Origin of the sequence: Vibrio genomosp. F10 str. 9ZD137 (assembly GCF_049974785.1) — a bacterium.
In the GTDB taxonomy this organism is placed as follows: domain Bacteria; phylum Pseudomonadota; class Gammaproteobacteria; order Enterobacterales; family Vibrionaceae; genus Vibrio.
The window spans coordinates 1-238 of the sequence record NZ_JBNGCJ010000030.1; the positions used below are offsets into that span (position 1 = coordinate 1).

General features: G+C 45.0%; 1 protein-coding gene. It reads right to left on the reverse strand.

The window, feature by feature from the left end:
- On the reverse strand, window positions 1-238 hold a 238-nt coding region (locus tag ACP45E_RS00400; RefSeq protein ID WP_158008351.1), incomplete at both ends, for an oligosaccharide flippase family protein.

The following is a 238-nucleotide window of genomic DNA, read 5'->3' on the forward strand; positions in this document are numbered from 1 at the left end:
TAAACCGCTTGGGCATCCACCACATGCTAAATGGTTGGATCAGAATACACATAGCCAGAGAAAATTTAGCTGCCACGGCATATAGACCAAGGGTTTCAATAGAAAAAGAATACCCAATGATCCATTTTTCCGCACCAGTCAATCCAAACGCCACAAGCGTAGAAAGCATCAGTGGAAACGAGTACTTGAGCAGTTCATTGAGGTTTCTCAGGCCCCCCCAAGACCAAGTGAAACCATT